This is a genomic window from Ruegeria arenilitoris, assembly GCF_013035425.1.
GTDB lineage: Bacteria > Pseudomonadota > Alphaproteobacteria > Rhodobacterales > Rhodobacteraceae > Ruegeria > Ruegeria arenilitoris_A.
In genome coordinates this window covers 184546-203348 of sequence record NZ_WQHX01000002.1, presented here as the reverse complement: position 1 = coordinate 203348, position 18803 = coordinate 184546, and the positions used below count along the sequence as shown (strand labels likewise).

Annotated in this window: 17 protein-coding genes; 13 read left to right on the top strand and 4 right to left on the bottom strand. The window is 53.3% G+C overall.

All coding sequences use genetic code 11. From position 1 onward, the window contains the following. Positions 1-18: 18 nt before the first annotated feature. On the bottom strand, positions 19-1749 hold the full coding sequence (locus tag GOV45_RS06580) for a serine protease (RefSeq protein WP_170475746.1): 1731 nt from the start codon (positions 1747-1749) through the stop codon (positions 19-21). Between the two features lie 205 nt (positions 1750-1954). Between GOV45_RS06580 and GOV45_RS06575 the strand changes: the two genes are divergently transcribed. Further along, a complete protein-coding gene (locus tag GOV45_RS06575; protein WP_170475744.1) occupies positions 1955-2884 on the top strand; it encodes a glycine--tRNA ligase subunit alpha in 930 nt (309 codons plus the stop codon). Positions 2885-2892: 8 nt separating this feature from the next. Here the strand turns inward: GOV45_RS06575 and GOV45_RS06570 are convergent, their stop codons facing one another. Then, entirely contained in the window at positions 2893-3525 is a 633-nt protein-coding gene (locus GOV45_RS06570; protein WP_170475742.1) for a MarC family protein, read from the bottom strand. A 91-nt stretch (positions 3526-3616) separates the two neighbouring features. Here GOV45_RS06570 and GOV45_RS06565 point away from each other — a divergent pair, with 91 nt between their 5' ends. The 8 genes from GOV45_RS06565 (at position 3617) to glmM (ending at position 14949) form a co-directional block, all read left to right on the top strand. Next, on the top strand, positions 3617-4141 hold the full coding sequence (locus GOV45_RS06565) for a DUF6446 family protein (RefSeq protein ID WP_170475740.1): 525 nt from the start codon (positions 3617-3619) through the stop codon (positions 4139-4141). 286 nt (positions 4142-4427) lie between these two features. Continuing rightward, positions 4428-6647 (top strand): glycine--tRNA ligase subunit beta, encoded by a 2220-nt coding sequence (glyS, locus tag GOV45_RS06560; RefSeq protein WP_170475738.1) that lies wholly within the window; start codon positions 4428-4430, stop codon positions 6645-6647. Positions 6648-6714: 67 nt separating this feature from the next. After that, entirely contained in the window at positions 6715-9276 is a 2562-nt protein-coding gene (locus GOV45_RS06555; protein WP_170475736.1) for a putative PEP-binding protein, read from the top strand. Between the two features lie 187 nt (positions 9277-9463). Beyond that, positions 9464-10105 carry a cell wall hydrolase gene (locus GOV45_RS06550; protein WP_170475734.1) on the top strand — a complete coding sequence of 214 codons (642 nt, stop codon included), beginning with the start codon at positions 9464-9466 and terminating at the stop codon, positions 10103-10105. A gap of 74 nt (positions 10106-10179) precedes the next feature. Beyond that, positions 10180-11556 (top strand): multicopper oxidase family protein, encoded by a 1377-nt coding sequence (locus GOV45_RS06545; protein WP_170475732.1) that lies wholly within the window; start codon positions 10180-10182, stop codon positions 11554-11556. Between the two features lie 99 nt (positions 11557-11655). Then, positions 11656-12576, top strand: coding sequence for a dihydroneopterin aldolase (locus GOV45_RS06540; RefSeq protein WP_170475730.1), 921 nt, complete (start codon positions 11656-11658; stop codon positions 12574-12576). Continuing rightward, complete coding sequence (gene folP, locus GOV45_RS06535; protein WP_170475728.1) at positions 12573-13571, top strand: dihydropteroate synthase; 999 nt, start codon at positions 12573-12575, stop codon at positions 13569-13571. Before GOV45_RS06540 ends, folP begins: the two co-directional genes overlap by 4 nt. A 34-nt stretch (positions 13572-13605) precedes the next feature. Then, the gene (gene glmM, locus GOV45_RS06530; RefSeq protein ID WP_170475726.1) at positions 13606-14949 is read left to right on the top strand and encodes a phosphoglucosamine mutase; all 1344 of its coding nucleotides are present in this window, start codon (positions 13606-13608) and stop codon (positions 14947-14949) included. Here glmM and GOV45_RS06525 read toward each other — a convergent pair. Next, positions 14946-15848 carry a DMT family transporter gene (locus GOV45_RS06525; protein ID WP_170475724.1) on the bottom strand — a complete coding sequence of 301 codons (903 nt, stop codon included), beginning with the start codon at positions 15846-15848 and terminating at the stop codon, positions 14946-14948. The two genes, glmM and GOV45_RS06525, sit on opposite strands and share 4 nt — an antisense overlap. A gap of 79 nt (positions 15849-15927) precedes the next feature. Between GOV45_RS06525 and GOV45_RS06520 the strand changes: the two genes are divergently transcribed. Continuing rightward, positions 15928-16257, top strand: coding sequence for an ArsR/SmtB family transcription factor (locus GOV45_RS06520; RefSeq protein WP_170475723.1), 330 nt, complete (start codon positions 15928-15930; stop codon positions 16255-16257). Further along, complete coding sequence (locus GOV45_RS06515) at positions 16238-16693, top strand: SRPBCC domain-containing protein (RefSeq protein ID WP_170475721.1); 456 nt, start codon at positions 16238-16240, stop codon at positions 16691-16693. The genes GOV45_RS06520 and GOV45_RS06515 overlap by 20 nt, the downstream gene beginning before the upstream one ends. A 44-nt stretch (positions 16694-16737) precedes the next feature. On the opposite strand, the gene ilvC is transcribed toward GOV45_RS06515, so the two are convergent. Continuing rightward, positions 16738-17760, bottom strand: coding sequence for a ketol-acid reductoisomerase (ilvC, locus tag GOV45_RS06510; RefSeq protein ID WP_170475719.1), 1023 nt, complete (start codon positions 17758-17760; stop codon positions 16738-16740). A 131-nt stretch (positions 17761-17891) separates the two neighbouring features. Between ilvC and GOV45_RS06505 the strand changes: the two genes are divergently transcribed. Next, positions 17892-18347 (top strand): Lrp/AsnC family transcriptional regulator, encoded by a 456-nt coding sequence (locus GOV45_RS06505; protein WP_170475717.1) that lies wholly within the window; start codon positions 17892-17894, stop codon positions 18345-18347. Next, a complete protein-coding gene (locus GOV45_RS06500; RefSeq protein ID WP_170475715.1) occupies positions 18344-18802 on the top strand; it encodes an Lrp/AsnC family transcriptional regulator in 459 nt (152 codons plus the stop codon). The genes GOV45_RS06505 and GOV45_RS06500 overlap by 4 nt, the downstream gene beginning before the upstream one ends. Position 18803: the final 1 nt, after the last annotated feature.

Here is an 18803-nt window from a genome sequence, read left to right as displayed (position 1 = left end):
CCACTTTACGATTTGGCTTCAATCCCAGCAGTGGATCAAAACGGTCATGCCGTTTGCGCGGCGGCTAAGCTCTCCAGGTGATATTTGCCCGGTGTTTTGACCGGGCTGTCCTGCGACACCGGCCTTTGCAAGAACTTCCGTGAGGCGTTCAACGTTGGCCGCCAAACTAACACTCTGTGGCAGTGTTCGATCGCTGGATGGAGACGGCATAAGCATTCCGACAACATTTCCACTATCGTCGAATACGGGTCCCCCGGCGTCGCCCGGAAGTGCTGAAAGGTCCAGACGCTTGACGCCTTCTTCTCCGTCCAGGCCTCGTATGTCGGCAATTTGTCCAAAAGTCAGCGTTGGTGCACCCAATGCGCCCTCATACGAGAAACCGGAAACTGCCACGTTCGATTGAATACGAGGCTTGGACGGGTTGAGTTCGGCGACGCTGATAGGGGCCAGTGTTTGTGTTGGTCGCAGGACTGCGACGCCCAAGTCGGTGTCGGACCAAGCGACTTGAACGTTTTGATCACCCTCCAGAGTTATACGTGCGCAACCGGCCGCGACCTCAGACACGGTCAAGATCGAACCATTAGGGTCAGCAAAAAAACCTGATCTAGAAAGGCGGGGCTTGCGGATTCGCAGGCCTGAAACCAGGTCAATACTTTGTTCTGCTTCCGCACCTGCACCGTCATCCAGAACAGCGTTGGTGACGTTAAAGCTGTTTTGAATTGCGGCTAAAACCCGCACGCGTCTGGCGTCATCGCCTTCGGGCCAAATCAGCGTAAAACCCTTGATATTGCCGTTTTCCAACGTCGCCTGGGTATAAGAGACTATTCCTTTTCCGCGTCCTTCGATCGAAAAGCTGTTGCCGCGCAACTCGCGAGGTCCACCAAGTGGCACGATCTCAAGAGACTGCATTACGTCATACAAGGCCCTGAGGGTGGCTGGGGTACCTTTCTGGCTTATTAACATTGCCTTGGCATTAAGATCCGAGGCCGGTTTGAAATGGACAAAGGGTGCCTGGTATCGGTCGAACGCCATAACGTTCAGAGGTAGGTCCAGCTCGATTCCTGCGCGCGCGTCCGTGTATTTGCCCATTCCGACGCTATCCAACGGCGCGTTGTATGCATCCATTAGAGCCTTTCGTTGAAGGGTGGTCAGAACGCCCGTAGGTTCGTAACCATTGAAACTTTGCCATTCTTGCATAGAACGCCGCGTGCCAGCTCCAAACGCACCATCGATGGTGGCGTTGTAAAAACCGGACGCTTGTAGCGCCATCTGCAGGTCTTTGCGTTCTTGTTCAGTCAGAAGACGCTCTCCTCTAAGGGCTTGCGATCTGGTCTCCTGTGAAGGCTGAAGCGTTGCGTTTTCCTGTATTTGTTCACTTGGCTCAACGGGCGTTGCAACAGTTCCACGGTTCAGTACGTTTGCGCCAATTGGCCAAAACTGCTGAGCAAACGAATTCGAAACTGCGATGTAGCTGTCTGCGGGAATTTGACCTTCCGCTCGGTAGACACTTAAAACTTGCTCGGCGTCAGATCGTAAATACGGCCCAATCACAATAGCATACCAGCCACTATTGAGGCGAAATCCGTTCACGTCAGGCAAAGAGCGGGAGTAGACTTGAGCCCTTTCCTGCGCGTCGCGCAAGGATGGCTGTGCCTCCACTTGCACCCAAACACCCAAATCCTGCTGGGCATTTGCTGCCCGCAGTCCAAAAAGCAAAACCAAAAATATTGCCGAAACTATTCGTGTCATCTTCTGCCCGTTTTGCTGCCTTTGATTTGGACGCCAGACTATGCGATTCCCAATGGTAAACGCCATGCCTCTATTGAGGGGAAATTTCAATGTGGCGGCACAGTGACATCCTGAGGTTATTGGACCGTTGACGCCCCTTTACCCCTTGCATAGGAAAGGCGAAACATACCTGAACTAGGCGCGTAGGCGTCAAAAAAGGAAGTCCATGACTGAACCGTCCAGCGCACCACGTTCATTTCAAGAAATAATTCTGCGGCTGCAGACCTATTGGGCGTCCAAAGGCTGTGCTATTTTGCAACCTTACGACATGGAAGTTGGGGCGGGGACATTCCACCCCGCGACTACCTTGCGTGCATTGGGTTCAAAGGCATGGGCGGCTGCGTATGTTCAACCCTCCAGACGCCCGACCGACGGGCGTTACGGCGAGAACCCAAACCGTCTGCAGCACTACTATCAGTACCAAGTTTTGATTAAACCCAGCCCTCCGGACCTGCAGGATCTTTACCTTGGCTCATTGCAGGCGATTGGTATTGATATGGAATTGCACGACATCCGTTTTGTCGAAGATGATTGGGAAAGTCCCACTCTGGGCGCCTGGGGCCTTGGCTGGGAGGTATGGTGTGACGGTATGGAAGTCAGCCAATTCACTTATTTCCAGCAAGTTGGAGGCCACGACTGCGCACCCGTCTCGGGCGAATTGACTTATGGACTCGAAAGGCTTGCGATGTATGTGCTTGGTATAGACCACGTGATGGATATGCCTTTTAACGACCCGCAGTCGCCTAGCCCGTTGACTTACGGCGAAATTTTCAAGCAAACAGAAGAAGAATATGCCCGCTGGAACTTCGACGTGGCTAACACCGATGTTCTGTTGCGCCAATTTGAAGAGGCCGAGGCCGAATGTGCGGCCATTTTGGCGCAGGAGCATAAAGACCCCAAGACTGGAAAGCGCATTATCATGGCGCATCCCGCCTATGATCAATGCATCAAGGCCAGCCACATCTTCAACCTGCTGGACGCGCGCGGTGTCATCTCGGTGACGGAACGGCAGGCGTATATTGGCCGAGTACGTGCATTGGCCAAACAATGCGCAGATGCTTTTGTCATGACAGAGGCCGCCGGGCACGCCGTCTAATGCGCCAGTCAAGCCAATCCAGGCAACAATACTTTGAGACCCGCGGCGATCATTCCAATGGCAATAGCCGACAGGATCATCCCCATGAAACGGCTCATTATCACCCGGGCATGTACCGAAAGATGTTTGGCAAGCGTCGACGCGTTCCAGAACGTCACAAAAAGCAAAAGAAGAACAATCAGGAAAACGCTTGCATAAACAATAATATCTGTCGCATTTTTGATGTGATGTGCGTACAGGATCAAGGTTGTAATCGTTCCCGGCCCAACCAAAATAGGAAAGGCCAGCGGATAGAAAGCCACGGTTTCCGGCTCAGGGTAGGATTGCCTTTCACCTTCTGTTCCGTGGTGCGAGGTACTCTGGGTTCCATTCAGCATATTCAGGCCAATCATAAGGACGACCAATCCCCCTGCGACACGCAGATCATCCACACTGATCCCGAACAGGCCGAGCGCCTGATTACCGATGGCGGCAAATGTTCCGCCAAGGACAAGGCAATAGGTAATAGTTTTTATAGCGACTTTCCGTTGCTCGGCCGGTTGCAGGCCATCGGTCACGCTAAGATACACAGGCAAATTGGTGACCGGGTTCATAATCGCAAACAGCGCGCCGAAAAATCCGACGGCAAGGGTTGTATCCATTCCTATAATCTCGTGTGGCCCTGTTCTGGAACGAAACCTGTCCTATTTTCAGCATTCTGGAAAGAGGCATCGTGAGCAGGAGGTTTTTACGATGACTGGAAAACTGCTTGCCATTCTTCTTTTGATTTCGGCGGTAGTGGCTGGAGTGGGCATGTATTACCTTCAGATTTACGGGTTTTACTATGATGTAGAGGCTGAGCCCGGGCAGGATGTTGTCCTACTGGAAAGTGGCGCGGACGCTCCTTCGCCTATCCCGTATACCGATTTTGAGGCGATAGATGCGGACAGTTCTCCTATTCGTTACCGTGCTTGCTTTGAAACTGAGCTGAGGCCGTACAATATGCAGGACGATTATATTGTCGTACCGAAGGCCGAGCCGCTAACGGCGCCGGGATGGTTCGAATGCTACGATGCTCTGGCTTTGGCTGATGCGTTGAAATCCGGGGAAGCACAAGCATTTATGGGGATTAAAAACGTCCATTTCGGTGTGGATCGAATCGTGGCAGTGACTAATGAAGGTAAGGGGTTTGCTTGGCACTCCCTGAACAATTGCGGGGAAAAGGCGTACGATGGCACTGTAGTCGGCGAGGAATGCCCGCCGCGAGCAAATGATTGATGGTATGTTTTACCAAGAGATCTTTTAGATTTTCAGTTTTTCGTCGAGTTTGACACTGGTGCCAAGTACATCATTTCTGGACGGTGTCGCAAACTCAACCTCAAGCTAATAATTTGGATGCCATTGGTCTTCCAAAAAGCAGTTGATCGAAAATATGAAACTTGTCTTCGGGCTATGTGGCCTATCACCTATTGCCTTTATAGTGCCCGGCCTTGTATCCGCCTTCATTGTGGATATCACAATTAACATAGTCATCCTGACGATCGTCAATTTCTAAGGACTGAAAATGCCTGACCTGCTGATTGAACTGTTTTCCGAGGAAATTCCCGCGCGCATGCAGGCCCGCGCTGGCGAAGACTTGAAAAAGCGGATTACCAGCGGTTTGGTCGAAGCAGGATTGACGTATTCATCAGCAGTCGCACTTACCACACCTCGCCGTCTGGCTCTGGCGGTCGAAGGGGTTTTGGCTGAGAGCCCAACAATCCGCGAAGAACGTAAAGGTCCGAAAGTTGGCGCCCCGGATAAAGCGATAGAAGGGTTTCTACGCGGGGCAGGTTTAACCCGGGATCAATTGGAGGAACGCGATACACCCAAAGGCGCGGTGTATTTTGCTGTGATCGAAAAAACAGGGCGTCCAGCCGCCGAAATCGTAGCCGAGGTTTTAGAGGCAACGATACGCAATTTTCCCTGGCCGAAATCGATGCGATGGGGCAACGGCGGATTGCGTTGGGTTCGTCCTTTGCACTCAATTCTTTGTATTCTGTCGGATGAAAGCGGCGCACAGGTTGTTCCAATGATGGTCGAGGGTATCCCGGCAGGAGATACGACAGAAGGCCACCGGTTCATGGCCCCTGGTCGTTTTTCCGTAAACTCTTTCGAGGATTACGCGGAGAAACTAAAGCGATCCTACGTAATGCTTGCGCCCGAAGAACGTGCTGAACATATCTGGAATGATGCGCAGAACCTAGCTTTTGCGGCCGGATTGGACGTGGTCGAGGATAAGGGTCTTCTTGCTGAAGTTGCCGGACTGGTGGAATGGCCCGTTGTTTTGATGGGTCAGATCGATGCCGAATTCCTCGATCTTCCTCCGGAAGTTTTGCAGACATCCATGAAAGAGCATCAAAAGTTCTTTTCGGTTCGAAACCCAAGGACTGAAAGAATCGAGCGTTTCATAACGGTTGCCAATCGTGAAACGGCGGACAATGGGGCCACAATATTGGCCGGAAACCAAAAGGTGTTGTCGGCTCGTTTGGCGGACGCGAAGTTCTTTTGGGATAATGACCTACGAGTTGCTGAATCGGACATTACCCACTGGACGCGTGCGCTTGAGAATGTGACTTTCCACAACAAACTTGGAACACAGGCCCAGCGGATTCAGCGCATCGCTTCTCTTGCCCGCGAATTGGCACCCACAACAGGGGTGGATGCCAATTTATCCGAAAAAGCTGCGCGCTTGGCTAAGGCTGACTTGAGCTCGGAGATGGTGTACGAGTTTCCCGAACTTCAAGGACTTATGGGGCGCTACTACATCAAAGCAGCGGGGGAAGACGCCTCTGTAGCTGCTGTCGCGCAAGAGCATTACTCGCCGCTTGGACCGTCCGATGATGTGCCAACCTCGGCTTTGTCGGTGACTGTAGCGCTGGCAGACAAGCTGGACACGCTGGCAGGTTTTTGGGCGATTGACGAGAAACCGACTGGTTCAAAAGACCCGTTTGCCCTTCGTCGCGCGGCACTTGGCGTTATTCGTTTGGTACTCAGCAATGATTTGCGCCTCCCGCTGGATCGTTTTTTTGACAGCCAGTTGGTGAGGGCTGAAAGCGCAGCAAATAACGCTTTACCGCGCGAGAATGTTGAGCATTTGTTGGACGAAATCGCAGACCACGGCGTTTTTGGCGCGGCATTTCAGGCCGTAAAAGAGAAGATCGGCGAAATTCCCAACTCCGATTTCCTCAAGCTTGAAAAGAAAGTACCCGACTCTTCGGATGACCTCCTTGATTTCTTCCATGACCGGCTCAAGGTTTTTCTGCGTGAAGAAGGTATCAGGCACGACATCATCGACGCCTGCATCGCCATGGATGGCAACGACGATTTGACCCTACTGGTCAAACGTGCGCGCGCTTTGAACGCTGTGATTGAGACAGAGGACGGCGAAAACCTTGTTCAGGGTTTCAAACGCGCCAATAACATCCTGGCCCAGGCCGAAGAAAAGGATGGGGTCGAATATTCCTATGGTGCGGAAATTAAGTTTGCAGAAACGGACAGCGAAAAAGCGTTGTTCGATGCTTTGGACACCACAAAAACGAATATCGACCAGGCATTGAAATCAGAGGACTTCCCAGCGGCAATGTCGGCAATGGCGTCTTTGCGGGCACCGGTCGACGCGTTTTTTGAGGATGTTCAGGTTAACACCGACAATGACATCTTGCGCCGCAATCGTCTGAACCTGCTTAATCAAATCCGCCAGGTCTGTTCATCGGTCGCCGATCTGACCCGGATCGAAGGATAATGACCGGACCACAAGGTCTTGTAGACCAGAACTTCCTTGCACGACGGGCGCAGGTGCTTATGCTGCGGTGGAACCACGAGGTGCTGCAGTGCAGAATAATCCGCATACAACACTGATAACGACCGACGCCCCGGTGGCTGCGAGCACTCATGGTGGGCGCGCTAAGTGTTTGCAACGACTTGTTCGGTTGAACCTGCCGGTGCCTCGCACGGTGGCTTTGTCCTTTGATGCGGTGCAAAAGATCGCAAAGGGCCAGATGCCGGATATCGCCGCAATTTTAGATCAGTTCGACACATCGGCTTTGCTGTGCGTTCGCCCCAGCTCGGAGGACCCTGATTGGGGCGGTCCCGGTGCTGTTCTCAACATCGGCATGAATGACGCAAGTTATTTGGATTTGTCTGCTGATATGGGTGCCGATGCCGCTGCGGTGTTGTTTTTGCGGTTTGTGCAAAGCTACGCGACGCACGTCGCCAGACTCGACCCGGATGTCTTTGATGATATTGATGCAGACGGTCGCGAAGGGTTGAGTCTGAGCCTTCGCGCTTACGAAGACGAAACGGACGAAGCTTTCCCACAAGACCGCGGCGAGCAGCTGATCGCAGTGCTCAGATCCATGGCTCGTGCATGGGATGGGACGTCTGCTCGCCTTCTTCGTCAAGCTAAAGGGGCTCCTGCCGATGCAGGATTGGGATTGGTTATCCAGGAAATGATCCCTGGTGTTGGGCAGGGTGAATGCGGATCGGGTGTTTTGCAACTGGTTGATCCTGCAACCGGTTTGCAGCAGATCACCGGACGGTATCTGAGCCAGAGCCAAGGGCGCGATGCGCTGGGTGAAGGGGTGTCCGCCTTATATCTTGAAAAGGATCCGCGCGGCCAGTCACTTGAAGATCTTGCGCCAAAAGCCTTCGCAGAACTCAAGGCGCACGCTGCACTGATGCGTGAGAAGCTTCGAGAAGAGATGCAGGTCGAATTCGTCATTGAAAACGGCCATGTTCATATTCTTGATGGTGTTCGTGTGCAGCGTGGCTCGCGTGCTGCAATGCGCATAGCAGTTCGTCTTGCCGAAGACGGTGTTATCCCAAGGCAAGAAGCGGTAATGCGTATCGATCCGCATTCATTGAACGAATTGCTCCACCGTCAAGTTCATCCTGACGCTCGGAGGGATGTGCTGACAACTGGTATTGCTGCAAGCCCGGGGGCTGCAACTGGGAGTTTGGTTTTTACTGCCGCCGAAGCCCAGGCTAGTGCAGCAAGGGGCGAACCCTGCATTCTGGTGCGACGTGAGACGTCCCCTGAAGACGTCAGAGGCATGCATGCCTCCGTTGCTGTTCTGACAGAAAAGGGCGGCATGACGAGCCATGCCGCTGTTATTGGTCGCGGCCTGGGCCTTCCCTGTATAGTGGGAGCCTCAGGAATGCGTTTTCAAACTAAGTTGAAAACTCTGACTGCGCCCGACGGGAGAGTTTTCAAAACCGGCGATATTCTCACGATTGACGGGACATCCGGACAGGTTTTGGCTGGGCAGCCTGCTATGCTTGAGGCGGCGTTAGATGATTGTTTCCAGACGCTTATGTCATGGGCTGATGCAGAACGCGATATTGCGATCCGAGCAAATGCCGATACCCCCGCTGACGCTCAGACCGCGCGAAATTTTGAGGCTCAAGGCATTGGGTTGTGCCGAACAGAACACATGTTCTTCGATCCTGGTCGACTGACCGTTATGCGCGAAATGATCTTTGCTCAGACATCGTCTGGCCGCGCTGCCGTGCTTGAACGTTTGCTGCCAATGCAACGGCAGGATTTTGTTCAACTGTTCCGGATAATGGAAGGGCAGCCAGTCTGCATCCGTTTATTTGATCCGCCGTTACATGAGTTTCTTCCTACGACGCGTAGCGGTCAACGCGAGTTGGCCGAGGCATTGGATTTGCCGGTTTCGGATGTGGAGCGGCGCGTGGATGCGATGAGCGAATACAACCCGATGCTAGGGCTGCGCGGTGTTCGCTTAGGCGTTACTGTGCCGGAGATCTATGACATGCAGGCTCGGGCGATATTTGAAGCTACTCTAGAGGCCAGCAAGGATGGAGCGCCAGTTGTTCCCGAAGTGATGATCCCGCTGGTTTCCGCCAAGCGAGAAGTAGAACTGGTCAAGGCCCGAATTGACGCTGTCGCGGCCGAAGTCTCGTCGGAGCAAAGGCAAGAGATCGATTATCGACTGGGTGTAATGGTCGAAACGCCACGCGCATGTATGCGGGCAGGTGAAATTGCAGCGCACTCCGCTTTTCTCAGTTTTGGAACCAATGACCTTACGCAAATGACCTACGGATTGTCGCGCGACGACGCAGGACGGTTTATGTCGGCATACGTTAAACTTGGCGTCTTCAACGAAGATCCATTTCATGTTCTGGACGCCGAGGGGGTAGGAGAGTTGTTAAAATTAGGGGCTGAGCGCGGACGCGAAGCGCAGCCCGAGATAACGCTTTCGGTGTGCGGGGAACACGGCGGCAACCCCGAATCAATCGCTATTTGCCGTGACCTTGGGTTTGATTACGTGTCGTGCTCTCCATTCCGCGTGCCCGTCGCTCGGCTGTCTGCCGCTCAACTGGCAATTTCCTCCAAACTTGGGGGTTGACATAGATTAAAACCCCTAGAAATAGTGGTTGCGAGATAGGGTGGTGGCCAGATTAATTTGGCGGCCCGGGCGAGATTCCTCTTGTGATTTTCAAAAAACTGGACCTTTGCCGCTGGGTAAGGTATCAGCCTCGTCGCGCCCGCCGGGGGAGGGTATGGCGCGTTAAGTGCCTGTGCGAGGTTATCTGATGAGACGTTACATAGTGGTTGCTGCCGCAATGGTGGCAACCGTGCTGCCGATTATGTCGTCTGCCGATAGGCAGAGTGTTGAAACGACGAAGAGAGAACTAGTTTCCCGGAACGAATTGCCGTCTGAAAGTTTTCGCGATTATTTGAAAATTTTTAAGCCAAGAAAAGCGCCAAAACCGGTTGAAATTTCTTACACAAAGGCTTGGTTGGATCAGCAGCCGAAGGCATCAGGCGACGAACATTTTCGTTGTTTGGCCGAGGCTTTGTATTTCGAGGCACGGGGGGAAAGCATCCGTGGTCAGTTTGCCGTAGCCGAAGTGATCCTGAACCGTGTGGACAGTACGCGATTTCCGAACTCGCTTTGCGGAGTGATTAATCAGGGTACAGGGCGCAAATACCAGTGCCAGTTCACCTATACTTGCGACGGTAAGAAAGAAGTTTTCCACGAAAAGAGAGCGTACGAACGCGTCGCCAAGGTGGCACGCGCTGCAATCGATGGCGTTGCAGAAGAGATGACGTCTGGCGCCACTCACTACCATACTAAATCGGTTCGACCGTCGTGGTCGCGGGTTTACAAAGAGACGGCACGGATTGGCGTGCACATCTTTTATCGCCACAACTACCGCACTGCGAGCAACTGATTGTCGCTCCTGCGCTGGAAGCTTGGTGCGGTAATACAATGTTCAGACTATATTATGGGCCGGGGAGGCCCATAATGCTGTTTAACAGAAGACAAATCTTGAAATCGGCTGCGGCTCTGACTGTGCTGCCAATGGCAGCGCGCGCTTCAAATCATGTGATGGTCGCAAGCGAAACCATTCAGCAACTGGCACCTGAAGGTTTCGACAAGACAAGGGTCTGGAGCTTTGGAGGCTCGGTTCCCGGCACACCAATTCGGGTCGAGCAGGGTGCGCGTGTTCAACGTATGGTGGACAACCAATTGTCCGTTCCGACTTCTGTCCACTGGCACGGAATTCGCATCGACAATGCAATGGATGGAGTGCCCGGCGTCACACAAGAAGCAATCCCTGCGGGGGGAAGCTTTGAATATGACTTTGTGGTGCCAGATGCCGGAACTTATTGGTATCACGCGCATAATCGGTCGGTTGAACAGGTGGCGAGGGGGCTGTATGGTCCGCTGATCGTGCAAGAGGCTGATGCTCCTGATGTAGATCAGGACTTGGTTCTGATGCTGGATGATTGGCGGATTGATCCCGAAACAGCACAGATCGCTGATGATTTCCAAAATGGGCACGATCTCAGCCATGCAGGTCGGATCGGGAACCTCATCTCGGTCAATGGGTCCTTTGATCCTACAATTCCAGTCAAACGCAATGAACGCTTAAGGTTGCGTCTGATTAACGCTGCCAACGCCCGGATATTTGACGTTGGAATTCAGGGTTTGAATGGATGGATCGTGGCGCTTGATGGAATGCCGCTGGAAAATCCGGTTCCAATTTCCGAATCTTTTCCTCTTGCTCCTGCGCAGCGCGCCGACCTGTTGGTCGACGTTGATGCTGTATCAGAAGAAACAGCCAGCCTTGTGAGCGTGGAACGGGATGGTGCTTTCGGATTGGCAAAGTTTGCAGTGAGCGGTGAAATCTCTGCAACCGTCAGGCCCGCGCCGAACCCTCTGCCGCCCAATCGGTTGCCAGACGTGTCGTCTTTTCAAAGCGCCCCTTTGCACAGGATGGTTCTTCAGGGCGGAGCAATGCGCTGGTTAGAAAACGCACGGATCGGTGAAACAGAGTTAACGGGCCGAGAATTGGCTCAACTCGGGCGTTTTTGGGCTTTGAATGGAGAGGCTGAGCGCCCTGCTGAGCCGTTTTTGAAAACTTCAGTGGACAGCATCCACCGTATTGAGTTTGTAAATGAGACCGCTTTCCCCCATGCGATGCATTTGCATGGACACCACTTCAGGTTGGTCGACGGGGATGGCAGCCTTGGGCCGTGGCGCGATACCGTACTGGTTGATCGGGGCCAGACCCAGCAAATTGTTCTAATGGCGGACAACCCCGGCGATTGGCTGCTGCATTGCCACATGTTGGGTCACGCGGCCTCAGGAATGATGAGCTGGTTTCGCGTAGCTTGACGCCGCATTCAGCGGGTAGAATGGCGTTTGTCGTAGTGGAATAGGCCGCCAGAGCGCCTAGACTGGGCGACAAGTACATGATGGCAAAGGGCCTGACCAATGAGTTCTGAAATCCGTCTTGCTTTTGCACACCCGTCTGAACGGTCCGAAGCAACAGCGGCGCTTGGGCCACTGGATCGTATTTCATTACGCGATCATATCGTGGACGTCGAGATAGGTGCCTTTCAGTCCGAGCGGGGCACGACCCAGCGCATCTGCTTCAACATTGTTGTTGAAGTCCGTCCGGTTACGGACTCAATTGATGATGATGTTGATCGGATATTGTCTTATGACCGGGTGACCGAAGCTATTGCATTTGAACTGGCAGCGGAAAGGTTGAACCTTCTGGAAACGCTGGCCGATCGTGTTGCCGAACGTATTTTGCTTGAACCTCAGGCGGTAAGAGCTTTTGTAAGAATAGAAAAATTAGATCGAGGCCCCGGCGCATTGGGTGTCGAGATTGTTCGCGGTAAAGACGCGCTCCATCAAGATGTTGCAGAGGAAGAACGCCCTCATCCGCGATTGGTTTTTCTGTCTAATGCAGCAATCAACTCGGACAATCTGACAGGTTGGATCGACCAGTTGGAAAACCGCCAACGTCCCCTCATATTGTGCGTCGGCGCTTCCCATTTACCCGTCCCTGATACTGGCCATGCAATGACGCAGCGCCGGATCGATCTGTTGGCTATCGAACAGAATGCGTGGGTACTGGCGGCGCGGGACCACCGCTGCGTTGTGGTATCGACGCGTACGGAATTGGATTGGGCGATGAAAAACGGACAAATCTGCGTTTGGGCGCCATCCAAAATTGTTCTGGATGCTGTTGATGGTCCGTCGGCTGCACCCTCAGATGCTGTGGCGCTCGCTGCTTGGTTTGCAGCGACGTTTGAAGCCAGCGAGATGCTAGTGATCGGTGGAGAGCTTCCTGAAGCTCCAAAAGCACCGCTACGCGCAATTCCCCTAGAGCAAGTCGAGCTGTGACAGAATACTACAGACCTTTGGTGCAGCACGGTCCCATTCGGCCGGAAGGTTCAGCACCTCTGGCCGGCCAGAGCAAGTGGTTTACACATGCAGAACGTTTGACGCGTTGCGCTCCAGCCCAAATTGTCACTGTGCAAGAGATTCCGGAGGATGTGTTCCGGCGAATTTCTGATCCGCGGCAGATCGTAATGGGATTGGACATGTCTGAACCGCAAATAATGGGCATCCTGAACGCCACTCCGGACAGTTTCTCTGACGGAGGCTTGTACACCTCGGTTGGGGCGGCACTTTCGGCAGCTCGTGACATGCTTGCCCATGGCGCCAGCATTTTGGATATCGGCGGGGAATCCACGCGACCCGGAGCCGACTTGGTTCCCGAAGACGAGGAAATCGCAAGGACGCAGCCCTTGATCCAGGCGTTAAGGGCGGAAACGGATGCGGCGATTTCGATCGACACTCGAAAGAGAAAGGTAGCTCGGGCTGCGCTCGAGGCCGGAGCTAACTTGATTAATGATGTCTCGGGCTTCACATTTGATCCGAAACTTGCGCCGTTTTGCGCAGAGAAAAACGTTCCGGTCTGCGTCATGCATATGCAGGGAGATCCAGGGTCGATGCAAAAAAATCCACAATATAACAATGTATTGCTGGATGTTTTTGACTTTTTGGAAGGGCAGGTTGCAAAGCTGACTGCCGCAGGATTATCGCGTGATCTTGTAATCGTCGATCCGGGCATAGGATTTGGCAAGACTGTTGAGCACAATCTGATCTTGATAAAAAATCTAAGTCTATTTCACAGTCTGGGTTGCCCTATCCTTTTGGGCGCGTCTCGCAAGGGATTCATAGGGCAGATCGGGCAGGAGCCACGCAAGAATGCTCGGACATCCGGATCTATAGCCGTAGCACTTTCGGCACTTTCACAGGGCGTGCAGATAGTGCGTGTCCACGATGTGGCAGAGACCTCTCAGGCCTTGCGTCTGTGGGCAGCGGTCCGATAATCTGGGCAAAAAAAGAAAGTCAGGAGATTTATCAGTGCGCAAGCTTTTCGGAACCGACGGGGTGCGGGGCACCGCAAATACATATCCCATGACGGCTGAAATGGTATTGCGCATTGGCGCGGCTGTCGGGCGATATTTCCGCCGAGATGCGTCAAGCGAGCATCGCGTTGTAATCGGCAAGGACACGCGGCTGTCTGGCTATATGCTGGAAAACGCTTTGACGGCCGGGCTTACGTCGACTGGGATGAATGTTTTGCTGCTGGGCCCGGTCCCGACTCCAGCGGTTGGACTGATGACCAGCTCAATGCGGGCAGATCTTGGGGTTATGATTTCGGCCAGTCACAATCCGGCCGAAGATAACGGAATCAAATTCTTTGGGCCCGATGGTTTCAAGTTGTCGGATCACGCTGAACTCGAAATAGAACAGTTGATCGAAGCAGGTGTCAGTCCGGCACAGGCGCAGAATATTGGCCGTGCGCGACGCGTGGACGACGCCCGTTTCCGCTATGGCGAACGTGTGAAGTCGTCACTTCCGCGTCAGGTCAGGTTGGACGGTTTGAAGGTGGTAATCGACTGTGCCAATGGTGCAGCTCACCGAACCGCGCCCGAGGTACTTTGGGAACTTGGTGCCGAAGTTATTCCTGTGGGTGTTTCTCCCAATGGAAAAAACATCAATCAGGACTGTGGATCAACCAACCCTCGGGTTGCTGCAGAGACTGTGGTAGCCCACGGCGCAGATGTTGGCATCTGCCTCGATGGCGATGCTGATCGTGTTGTCATGATCGACGAGACCGGCAAAGTCGCTGACGGGGATCAGATTATGGCTCTGTTAGCAGGGGCTTGGTCGCGCGCTGATCAATTGAAGGGTGGTGCGTTGGTCGCGACGGTCATGTCGAATCTTGGGCTGGAACGGCATCTGGCGACACAGGGTTTGCGGTTGGAGCGGACTGCAGTGGGCGACCGCTATGTCGTCGAACGGATGCGTGAAGGCGGATTTAATCTGGGTGGTGAGCAATCTGGACACATTGTGATGAGCGATTACGCCACTACAGGTGACGGTTTGATGGCCGGATTGCACTTCCTTGCAGAAATGGTGTTGACTGGACGCAAAGCTTCAGAACTGGCGCGGCAGTTCGAGACTGTGCCGCAATTGCTTAAAAATGTTCGCTACCAAGCTGGGCAGTTGCCGCTAGAGGCAGCAAGCGTAAAGGCCGCTATTGTAGATGCCGAAGCTCGTCTGAGCGGGCAGGGGCGGCTATTGATCCGCAAATCAGGAACCGAGCCATTGGTTCGCGTAATGGCGGAATGCGAAGATGCGGCATTGTTAATGCAAGTGGTCGACGGGATCGTTGCCGAGGTTGAAGCAGCGGCCGTTTAGCGTCCAATTAGCAATTTTCGCAAACTGAACCATTGGCTAATAGCCAAACCAATAAGAATCATCGCCAAAGCAATGTAGAATCTTAAAGGCAAGGCTTCGGACAGAATCCATGAGCCAAAGACCATCGACCAGATAGGCACTTGGTAATTCACCAGGGTCATGAATACGGAACCAGCGCTTCGGATGATCGACACGCGCAGCAGTGTCGCAAACGCGGTAGGAACCAATCCCAGTAGGATTATTGCGATACTGGGTATGCTTCCATGCCAGGAAGGGAGGCCTTCGACCAACAGCATTAACGGTAACAACGCGATTGAACCAACAACCAGCGATAGGGCCGACAAGACAACAGGATCAATTGGTGGGCAACGACGGGTGAAGATCGATGCGCAGGCAAAGCATAAAGCGGCTCCAATACAAGCCAACTGCGCCAATGGTTCCGTACCCATGCCGAGTTGCACTAGTCCCGGTCCGATCAGGACCAGAGCGCCGGAAAATCCCACCAATACGCCAACAAACCGACGCAAGTTCAACGGCTCATCGGAAAAGAAATGTGCGAGCGGCAAAACCATCAAAGGTATTGCGGCCATGGAAAGGCCGGCAAATGCCGATGACACAAATTGCTGCCCCCAGCTGAGCAACACAAAGGGCAGGGCAGTCGACAGAATGCCGATCACGATAATCGACCGCCATAGATTTCGGCCCCCGGTCGGTATTTTTCGCTTGGTGATCCACATCATGATCAGCAAGGTGACTGCACCGAGCGTAGTGCGTGAGGTTGCAACAGTGAGCGGGCCGTACCCCTCTAACGCCATTGCCACCACCACGAAAGTGCCCCCCCAAATGAGGCCGAGTGCGATGACGCCGCCCCAGTTGCGGTATTCGGATTTTTTGACCATTCCCTCCCATTATCCTGCAGTAAAGGGGATGTCACTGGTCTGACATTGACATAATGTTAGTGTCTACTTACGGTAAGTCATGGCTAACATAGATCCATTTGTAGCGCTTGCCGATCCGACCCGGCGTAGGGTGTTTGAAGCAATCGCAAAACATCCGTATGCCGTAGGTGAGTTGTCGAATTTTCTGCCTGTAAGTCGTCCGGCTGTATCTCAGCATTTGAAAGTTCTCTCCGATGCAGGCTTGGTGATCTGCCGGCCGGAAGGAACGCGGCGAATCTATTCAGCCCGTCCCGAAGGGTTAGCGGAAATACGTGCTTGGCTTGATAAGTACTGGTCTGAATTACTGGAGAGTTTTTCTTCTGAAGTAGATCGAGGAAGCGTGATAAACAATGACAGACCCTATCGTTAAGGCAGTTACGGTCAGCGCCACACCCGTTCGCGCTTTCGAAGTTTTTGTTAACCATATCGCCAAGTGGTGGCCCTTGGATAAGCACGCAGTTTCAGCTGCTGATGGAAAACCCGCCTTGGCCGTAACGATTGAGCCAAAGGTTGGCGGCGCGATCTTTGAAACCAAATGGGATGGGGAGCGCGCGGATTGGGGGCGAGTGTTGGAGTTTGAGCCGGGACACAGGCTGGCCTTCAGCTGGCACCCCGGTACGGACAGGACAAAACCGACACGGGTAGAGGTGGTGTTCGAAGAAGACGCCAGCGGTTGCTCGTTGATCACCCTGACCCATTCGGGCTGGGAAATCTGGGCTACTGAGGCACCCGATAAAATGGACGGCTATAACAGCGGATGGGATTTTGTATTCGGGGAACGCTATGCAAACGCGGTTCAAAGGTGAAAAGGACGGCCTGCAAAGCCGTCCTTTTGCTGAGTTATTTGGGTTTAGTTCTTCTCTTTGTCGACCATTTTGCCGGCGGAGATCCAAGGCATCATTGCGCGCAATTTGGCGCCTGTTTCTTCGATCATATGTTCGTCGTTAGCCCGGCGTGACGCTTTGATGGTTGGTTGCCCAACAGCGTTTTCCAACATGAAATCGCGAACAAACTTTCCTTGCTGAATGTCTTCCAATACGGCTTTCATACGTGCCTTGGTCTCGTCGTATTGCAGGATACGAGGGCCAGTTACGTACTGTCCGTACTCCGCTGTATTTGAAATCGAGTAATCCATGTTGGCGATGCCGCCTTCATAGATCAGGTCAACGATCAGTTTTACTTCGTGCAGACACTCGAAATAAGCCATCTCGGGCGCATAGCCAGCTTCGACCAGAGTTTCAAAGCCGCAACGGATCAGTTCGACCAAGCCGCCGCACAAAACTGCTTGCTCACCAAACAGGTCGGTTTCGCATTCTTCCCGGAAGTTGGTCTCGATGATGCCCGAACGACCGCCGCCAATGGCTGAACAGTATGACAGGCCGATTTCGAGCGCTTTGCCGGTTGCGTCATTGTCGACGGCCACAAGGCAAGGAACGCCGCCACCCTTGGTGTATTCGCCACGAACGGTGTGTCCGGGACCTTTCGGTGCCATCATGATGACGTCTACGCCTTCTTTCGGCTCGATCAGACCAAAATGCACGTTCAGGCCGTGAGCGAACGCAATGGCTGCGCCTGGTTTGATGTTGTCGTGCACATATTTTTTGTAGGTTTCGGCCTGAAGTTCGTCGGGCATTGTGAACATTATGACGTCGCACCATGCAGCTGCTTCGGCGATTCCCATAACTTCAAGACCTTCGGCTTGGGCTTTCTTGGCCGATGGCGAGCCCTCACGCAGAGCGATGACAAGGTTTTTTGCGCCCGAGTCACGCAAGTTAAGAGCGTGGGCATGGCCCTGCGAGCCATAGCCCAGAATAGCCACTTTTTTGTCTTTGATCAGGTTGATGTCGCAGTCGCGATCGTAATAGACACGCATTTTACCGGTCCTTTCAGTTTTCATTGTGATGCTTTTAGCTGGGCATTTTTGTATTGGCGAGCCGATCAGGGTTAAGTATTTACGGAAATGAGGAAAACTAATTCGTTGAATCGAGAAAAATCGGAAAAATCATGCTAGATGATCTAGACCGACGGATACTGCGCCATTTTCAGGCTGACCCGAGCTTATCGGCGGCTGAACTGGCTGAGCGGTGCGGCATCAGCTCGGGAGTTTGCTGGCGTCGGGTGGAAAAGATGCAGGCTGCCGGGATTATTCTAGGGCAAGAAGCCGTAATTGATTGGGCTGCGCTCGGATTTGCCCTCGAGGTTTCTTTACGGGTTACGCTGGACAAAACTCAACCTCGCGCCTTCGACGAGTTCTTGGAAGCTGCGCGTCAAGTGCCTGAAGTCCTGGAAATCCAAACGTTCCTGGGGCGCGTGGATGTGCGTCTGTCGGTTTTGGCGCGGGAAATGTCACACTACCAGAAGGTTTATCGCGACAGAATTCTGACGTTGCCGCACATCGCAGATATCGAAGCCTTGATGCACATAGCAAGGGTCAAACGCAACGAAGCGCTTCCCCTATGATCGAATTGGATGAAATCGATCGCAAAATTTTGCGTGCTTTGACTCAGGACGCCACACAAAGCGCCGGAGCGTTGGGGCGTCGATTTGGTCTTTCTCAGCCAGCAACTTGGCGGCGCATTCGCAGATTGGAACATGCCGGTGTTCTGCGAGGGCGCCGACTGTGTCTGAACGCCGAGGCGTTGGGTTTCGGTGTCACTGTTTTTCTGGGTGTTAAACTGGCGCGCAAGGGTCAGGTCAGCCTAGAGGACTTTGAACGCGCGGTCAGCGCCATCCCCGAAGTTCAGACTGTTGAGCACGTATTAGGCCTGTATGACTATCGTTTAAGGATCGTGGCGCGGGATTTATCTGATTTTGAACGTGTCCTCAGGCGGAGAATCATGACTTTGCCAGGGGCAGGAGACGTTGAAGCCAACGTTCTTCTGACTGAAGAACGCCTGGCTGGACCAATCGGATAAG

Bases quoted from the DNA above. Each gene is read 5' to 3' on its own strand.
- GOV45_RS06580 (WP_170475746.1), bottom strand. From the start codon at position 1,749: ATGACACGAATAGTTTCGGCAATATTTTTGGTTTTGCTTTTTGGACTG.
- GOV45_RS06575 (WP_170475744.1), top strand. From the start codon at position 1,955: ATGACTGAACCGTCCAGCGCACCACGTTCATTTCAAGAAATAATTCTG.
- GOV45_RS06570 (WP_170475742.1), bottom strand. From the start codon at position 3,525: ATGGATACAACCCTTGCCGTCGGATTTTTCGGCGCGCTGTTTGCGATT.
- GOV45_RS06565 (WP_170475740.1), top strand. From the start codon at position 3,617: ATGACTGGAAAACTGCTTGCCATTCTTCTTTTGATTTCGGCGGTAGTG.
- glyS (WP_170475738.1), top strand. From the start codon at position 4,428: ATGCCTGACCTGCTGATTGAACTGTTTTCCGAGGAAATTCCCGCGCGC.
- GOV45_RS06550 (WP_170475734.1), top strand. From the start codon at position 9,464: ATGAGACGTTACATAGTGGTTGCTGCCGCAATGGTGGCAACCGTGCTG.
- GOV45_RS06545 (WP_170475732.1), top strand. From the start codon at position 10,180: ATGCTGTTTAACAGAAGACAAATCTTGAAATCGGCTGCGGCTCTGACT.
- GOV45_RS06540 (WP_170475730.1), top strand. From the start codon at position 11,656: ATGAGTTCTGAAATCCGTCTTGCTTTTGCACACCCGTCTGAACGGTCC.
- GOV45_RS06525 (WP_170475724.1), bottom strand. From the start codon at position 15,848: ATGGTCAAAAAATCCGAATACCGCAACTGGGGCGGCGTCATCGCACTC.
- GOV45_RS06520 (WP_170475723.1), top strand. From the start codon at position 15,928: ATGGCTAACATAGATCCATTTGTAGCGCTTGCCGATCCGACCCGGCGT.
- GOV45_RS06515 (WP_170475721.1), top strand. From the start codon at position 16,238: ATGACAGACCCTATCGTTAAGGCAGTTACGGTCAGCGCCACACCCGTT.
- ilvC (WP_170475719.1), bottom strand. From the start codon at position 17,760: ATGCGTGTCTATTACGATCGCGACTGCGACATCAACCTGATCAAAGAC.
- GOV45_RS06505 (WP_170475717.1), top strand. From the start codon at position 17,892: ATGCTAGATGATCTAGACCGACGGATACTGCGCCATTTTCAGGCTGAC.
- GOV45_RS06500 (WP_170475715.1), top strand. From the start codon at position 18,344: ATGATCGAATTGGATGAAATCGATCGCAAAATTTTGCGTGCTTTGACT.